The following is a 6,062-nucleotide window of genomic DNA, read 5'->3' as shown; positions in this document are numbered from 1 at the left end:
TCAAGGAAAAGAAGTAGCAATGATAAGTGAGTTCTTTTGGAATTGGTTGCGCCGTGTACTTGGAGACTTGTTCGCACGGTGCTTTGGGGACGAAGCGGGAGCAATCCCGCTGACTTACCCGATTTACGCTTAATAAAAATCTCCCCAATCTCCCTATCTCCCCATCTCCCCATCTCCCCATCTCCCCACACTCCCGTTAATTATGGGTATTCAACCGGACTTGATATAACTATCACTTCCGCTTCCAATCCATAATGTTCCAAGTATTGGTATCCCATGGTGTGAAGTCATAACCTTCCAACTGATTGCTAAACCCAGCTACGTCAGCCCGATGGACAATGGGCAAAACTACCACATCATCTTTAACCAGTAAGTCATTCATCTGGATAAAGATTTTCCGACGTTTTTCTGGGTCTAACTCCTTTGTAGACTGCTGCCAAAGCTGATCGTATTTCGGATTACAGTAGCGAGAGTGATTTTGCCCAGACCATTGATTAGCTTTCTGGGAAATTTCATCACAGGTATAGGTTTTCAGATACGCACCAGGGTCAGGACTATCATTCCCTGTGGTGTACATTTGTAGGTCAGCATAAAAGCGTTGATTAGTATCGGTGTTGGCTGGATCACCAGAGAAATAAATACTGGCATCAATACTCTTAAGTTCTACCCCAACTCCAATCGAGGCTAGGGTCTGTTTAACAATTTCCTGGGTCTTCTGGCGGACAGGATTGACCGAAGTCTGAAACAACACGGTCATCTCGACCCCATCCTTATCCCGAATCCCATTACCATTGGTATCTTTCCAGCCTGCTTCCTCCAACAAGGCTACCGCTTTTTTAGGGTTAAATTCATAGGTAGTATTAGGGGAATTATATTGCTCTGGTAACACTAAGAAATTCCCTGTGGCTTTGCCCGTTGGTCCATAAAGCTGTTGAGCAATGGTTTCCCGGTCTAGGGCTAGGTTAAAAGCCTGACGCACCCGCTTGTCTTTGAAAAACGGATGGGGGAATTTGAGACTAGACCGTTCTCCAGACGGAGCTTGTTGATTGGGGTCGGTTTGATTCATTAAAATCCGTTCTACCAACGCCCCAAAGATAGCCACGACTTTACCTTTACCCCCTGCTTCTAGTCGCTTCAACACAGGTGCTTCCACTTGCAGATTGTAAGCATAATCCCCATCACCAGTTTGTAAGACTGCTCTAGCAGCAGAGGTAGCATCACCACCGCCTTTTAATTCTACTCGCTCGAAATAGGGTTTATCCCCTTCTCGGAAGTTAGGGTTTGGCTGATAAACTACGGTATCCCCTGGCTTAAATTCTACGACCTGATAGGGACCGGTTCCTACAGGCATCAAGTTGGCTGGCGCTTGTCGTGCATTGGCACCATTGAAATCTTGATATAAATGGCGTGGCAAAATCATGCCAGCACTACCGGAAAAGACTAAAAACCAAGCTGGATTAACATCCTTGAAGTTGACTTTGACTGTATAGTCGTCGATTGCTTCAACGTTTTTGATAGTTTTATAGGTACTAGCACTAGTCGAGCCTACTGCTGCATTGGTGATGAATTCGTAAGTGAACACCACATCAGCAGCGGTGAAAGGGGTGCCATCGGACCACTTTACATTGCGCTTTAGTTTCCAAGTCACCGACTTACCATCAGCCGCAATTCCACCATTCTCTACCGTAGGGACTTCTGCTGCCAAAAACAGCACCATCTCCCCATTTTTGTCATAACTAGTCAGGGGTTCCAGGGTAATCCGACTGGCTTCGGAATCCTTGTAACCATTGGAAAGATGAGGATTGAGGATAGTGGGTGCTTGCCAGTACAGTAGCTTCAAAGTACTGTCCTGGTTGGACTGTAAAACTCCACTATCAGGAGAATTACAGGCAGTTAAACACAGAAGACTCAATAGAATCAGGATATAGTATCTAGTCAAAAATCGTCCCACCAACTTTTCTCGTTCACATAAATTTGCCGCAATTGTTGCAATTCTGCCTCAAAAAGTACACCTTTGACTAGACCAACCAATTTTCCCCACTGATAAAGATTAAGCTTTGAGGAAGCTTGCTTAAACTGCTGGGCGTAGAATCGGCTCCAAAAACCCAGGGATTGCTTGGATTTGTGCCTTTTCGCCGTTTAAGCCAGCGGTCGTAATCTCCAGTTTTTGGGGGGTCTACCCCTAAAATTGGCGGAAAATCGGCGTAGCTGACAAATTGACTGACACCTTTGGCGTGTACGTAAACAACGTGCTGCCAGCAATCGATGCGATAAATTTCCTCTGGTTGGATATTAAAAAACAAGGCTACCGTATTTTCAGTGACCGAAAATCCTGAGGGCGCAAGCCCCTGAATTCTATTCATGGGGTTAGCCCGAACGGGAATTTATTCCCTAACTGTTCGGGGACTTTTAAATCTAGATTGTAGTCTATAATAGTAAGTAAAGTAAGAACCCAAGGAGGTGATACACGAGTGTTGGTCATGGAGTTCAAGGCTGTTCTCAAAGAGCCTCAAAGGTTGGCAATAAATGAAGCCATTAGAACGGCTCGCTTTGTCCGCAATAAAGTACTTCGGTACTGGATGGACAATCGTGGTACAGGGAAAAAAGAACTCTATCGTTACAACACTCAACTAAGAGACGAATTCAAGTTTGTCAGAGACCTCAACAGTCATGCTTGTCAGGCATCAGTTGAGAATGTAGAACGCGCTATCAAACGTTTCTTTGATAATTGCAAGAATAAAATCCCTGGGAAGAAAGGTTATCCCCGTTTCAAAAAGCATTCTAGGTCAGTCGAATATAAGCAATCTGGATGGAAGTTATCCCCAGATAAGAAGTCTATAAAATTCACAGACAAGAAAGGCATTGGGCAAGTCAAGCTCAAAGGCACCTGGGACTTGTGGTGCTTCGACCAGAAGCTAATTAAGCGAGTTCGGATTGTTCAAAGAGCCGATGGGTACTATGTCCAGTTTTGCGTCAAGGTAGATAACTCAGAACAGCTAGAAGCTACTGGCTTTACTGTGGGGTTAGATGTCGGATTAAAAGAATTTTACACTGATTCTGATGGCTATGCTGAACCTAATCCTAGATTCTATCGCAGTGGAGAGAAACAATTAAAATTTTATCAACGTCGAGTTTCCCGAAAGAAGAAAGGCTCTGCTAACCGGAAGAAAGCTATCAATAAACTAGGTAGACAGCACCTCAAAATAAGTAGGCAGCGTGAAGAACATGCCAAGAGACTGGCACGTTGCGTAATCCAATCTAACGATTTGGTCGCTTATGAAGATTTGAGGGTTAAAAATTTAGTTAAAAATCACTGTCTCGCTAAGTCTATTAATGATGCAGGTTGGTACCAGTTTAGGGAATGGTTGGAATATTTTGGGCAAAAGTTTAGGCGGGTAACTGTTGCAGTGAACCCTGCTTATACAAGCCAAAATTGCTCCAGCTGTGGCAAAGTGGTCAAAAAATCATTATCTACTAGAACCCATGTCTGTGAATGTGGATGTCAGCTAGACAGAGACCACAATGCTGCCAAAAATATTTTAACTAGAGCCTTAAGTACGGTGGGGCACACCGGAACTTTACTTAACGCTTGGGGAGAATTGGCCTCTACTCTTCCTGATTCCGGTCTGGTTGAGCAAGTCAGCTCGTTGAACCAAGAATCCCCCTGATTCTATCAGTGGGGAGTGTCAATATACTTCTATGGATAAATTAGCCAGGACGTTTGATGTAATGGTTCAGGACTTAGTCGAGATTGTAGAAGAGTAAAGGAAACCAGCTAGTGTTGGCAAATGCGTTCCCGTAGCGTGACCTTTCGGGCAAAGCCCAACGCTTCGCGAACGGTCAATCGCATTTTTGATTCACATACATCTCAATAATTCCTTGAAAATTGCTAAATTCTTAAATCTTTCTAAACTTAAGCTATCAGCTATCAGCTATCAGCTATCAGCTATCAGCTATCAGCTATCAGCTATCAGCTATCAGCTATCAGCTATCAGCTATCAGCTATCAGCTATCAGCTGATGCGCAATCGGTGCTTTTGAATAAAATAAGCTGACAGCTGACCACTGACGGCTAACTACTGACGGCTGACCACTGACCGCTGACCACTGACCGCTGACCACTGACCGCTGACCACTGACCGCTGACCACTGACCGCTGAATGCTTAGCCATCTCAAGGATCGGAATTGACGGGATTCTGTTCAAAGGATCGAATTGTCCCAGCACGACAATCCCGCAGCCAAGTCTTAACCGCTTGACCAATAACACCATTAGTACTTTCCCGTGGCGGTGTGGGAAGTTTGCCTTCTGAAACAGAACCAATACGGGAAAAAATCATCACTAAGCGCCAACCATCAGAGCTTTTGGTCAAAAATAGCCAGTGATAATTCTGAAGCTCTACAGCTTTATCCTTGAAATACTTGCGCTCTAGGGTAGTTAGAAAGATTTGTTCAAGTGCTTCGGTATCTGTTGGGTTAGGTACGGTCGTGGATTGAAACGACTTAAGGGGCAGAGGTTCAAACTCTGGCTTTCCTGCCACGATGACATAACTGAAATTGTCCAGAGTCGAGTCTGAGCGCCGCGCTCTCTGAATCACTCGATTGGCATAGCTAGGTAAATCCTTAAGCAATAGGGAGGTTAAGGTTTCCACCTCTACCGAACAGGTTTGATCGGGTGAAGGTTCAAGGTTGGCAGGTCGGAAGAACCTTGAAGGGTTAAGGTTGGGAGGTTGGAGGTTAGTAGATTGTTCGCGTAGCGTGGCCAATAGGCCAAGGTTGGCAGGTTGTTCGCGTAGCGTGGCCAATAGGCCAAGGTTGGCAGGTTGAAAGTTGAGAGGTTGAAGGTTGGTAGGTTGAAAGTTGATAGGTTGAAAGTTGATAGGTTGGAGGTGGTTTGGTTGTTGGGCTTTGGTGTTCGAGTAGGGTAGGTTGAACAGTAGACCTCTTTCAAAAGTAGTTTTCTGATACTGTTCTTGATGCAATAGCGAGTGGGGGTTTCCCCCAAGACCGCGCTGCATTGCTTTTCGTGAATCCTTGTCCACTGTTCCCTGTTCCCTGTTCCCTGTTGCCAACTTCTGAAAGAACGCTAGTTGAAACTGTTCTGGGAAACCTTCCAGGTTCAACTTGCTAAGGTTCAACCCATTAATCTGTAATCCCAAGTAAGCAATGAGAAGTAATCCCATCAGCTGAAAGCTATACACTAGTACCAGCTAATTCCTCACAAATCCTATTCCAGGCAGCCACTGGGTCGTCAGCAGCGGTAATTGGTCGCCCTATGACTAGGTAATCTGCACCAGCTTGTAGAGCAGCTACTGGGGTCATTGCCCGTCGTTGATCACCTTGTTCGGACCATTGGGGGCGTACTCCTGGACAAACCAGGAGAAAATCATCACCACACACTTGTCGTAGCTGTGATACTTCCATGGGGGAGCACACTGCCCCATTCAAACCTGACTCTTGAGCTAGTAGTGCCATTTGTAAGACAAATTCGGGCAACTCGATCGGAATTTTCAGGTCAAAGGCCAAATCCCGGGAATTGAGACTGGTCAGTAGAGTAATACCAATTAACTTCGGGGGGGGACATCCCGCTGCCAAAGCTCCCTCAACTGCCGCTTCAGCCGCTCGTTTAAGAGCATTGCGACCAGCAACGGCATGAATGGTGATTAAGTCCACACCATAGGCGGCTGCAACCCTTGTTGCTCCAGCTACCGTATTGGGGATATCGTGAAATTTAAGATCCAGAAATATCCGCTTTTGCCGATGTTTGAGAGCATGAATAATCTCAGAACCAGTGCTCACAAACAGTTCCAGACCTACTTTCCAAAAGCTAACCTCAGGCAACTGTTCCACTAATGCGATCGCATCTTCCAGGCTCGGCACATCCAAAGGAACAATAATCCGATCTTCAACCATCAACCTCCTAACCTTCAAGCTTCAACCTCCTAACCTTGGCCTATTGGCCACGCTACGCGAACAACCTTCAACCTCCTAACCTTCTAACCTTCTAACCTCCTAACCTTCAACCTCCTAACCTTCTAACCTTCTAACCTTCTAACCTCCTAACC

The 6,062-nt window shown here is 45.5% G+C and carries 6 protein-coding genes; 1 reads left to right on the top strand and 5 read right to left on the bottom strand.

Annotated elements, in window-relative coordinates:
- The 3 genes from F6K51_RS21880 to F6K51_RS21870 form a co-directional block, all read right to left on the bottom strand.
- Nucleotides 1-181, bottom strand: a 181-nt coding sequence (locus F6K51_RS21880; RefSeq protein ID WP_293024138.1) for a hypothetical protein, incomplete at its 3' end; no start/stop codon positions are given.
- Between the two features lie 51 nt (nucleotides 182-232).
- Entirely contained in the window at nucleotides 233-1,951 is a 1,719-nt protein-coding gene (locus F6K51_RS21875) for a peptide ABC transporter substrate-binding protein (protein WP_293024136.1), read from the bottom strand.
- A 67-nt stretch (nucleotides 1,952-2,018) separates the two neighbouring features.
- Nucleotides 2,019-2,363, bottom strand: coding sequence for a hypothetical protein (locus F6K51_RS21870; RefSeq protein WP_293024134.1), 345 nt, complete (start codon nucleotides 2,361-2,363; stop codon nucleotides 2,019-2,021).
- 108 nt (nucleotides 2,364-2,471) lie between these two features.
- Between F6K51_RS21870 and F6K51_RS21865 the strand changes: the two genes are divergently transcribed.
- Nucleotides 2,472-3,668 carry a transposase gene (locus tag F6K51_RS21865; RefSeq protein WP_293024131.1) on the top strand — a complete coding sequence of 399 codons (1,197 nt, stop codon included), beginning with the start codon at nucleotides 2,472-2,474 and terminating at the stop codon, nucleotides 3,666-3,668.
- Between the two features lie 504 nt (nucleotides 3,669-4,172).
- Here F6K51_RS21865 and F6K51_RS21860 read toward each other — a convergent pair.
- Nucleotides 4,173-5,180, bottom strand: a complete 1,008-nt coding sequence (locus tag F6K51_RS21860) for a hypothetical protein (protein WP_293024128.1) — start codon at nucleotides 5,178-5,180, stop codon at nucleotides 4,173-4,175.
- Between the two features lie 10 nt (nucleotides 5,181-5,190).
- Entirely contained in the window at nucleotides 5,191-5,910 is a 720-nt protein-coding gene (gene pyrF / locus F6K51_RS21855) for an orotidine-5'-phosphate decarboxylase (RefSeq protein ID WP_293024142.1), read from the bottom strand.
- Between the last annotated feature and the right edge of the window lie 152 nt (nucleotides 5,911-6,062).

Source organism: Moorena sp. SIO3I8, from assembly GCF_010692325.1.
Taxonomy (GTDB): Bacteria; Cyanobacteriota; Cyanobacteriia; order Cyanobacteriales; family Coleofasciculaceae; genus Moorena.
This window is presented reverse-complemented; position numbering and strand designations above follow the sequence as displayed.

Bases quoted from the DNA above. Each gene is read 5' to 3' on its own strand.
- F6K51_RS21870 (WP_293024134.1), bottom strand. From the start codon at position 2,363: ATGAATAGAATTCAGGGGCTTGCGCCCTCAGGATTTTCGGTCACTGAA.
- F6K51_RS21860 (WP_293024128.1), bottom strand. From the start codon at position 5,180: ATGGGATTACTTCTCATTGCTTACTTGGGATTACAGATTAATGGGTTG.
- pyrF (WP_293024142.1), bottom strand. From the start codon at position 5,910: ATGGTTGAAGATCGGATTATTGTTCCTTTGGATGTGCCGAGCCTGGAA.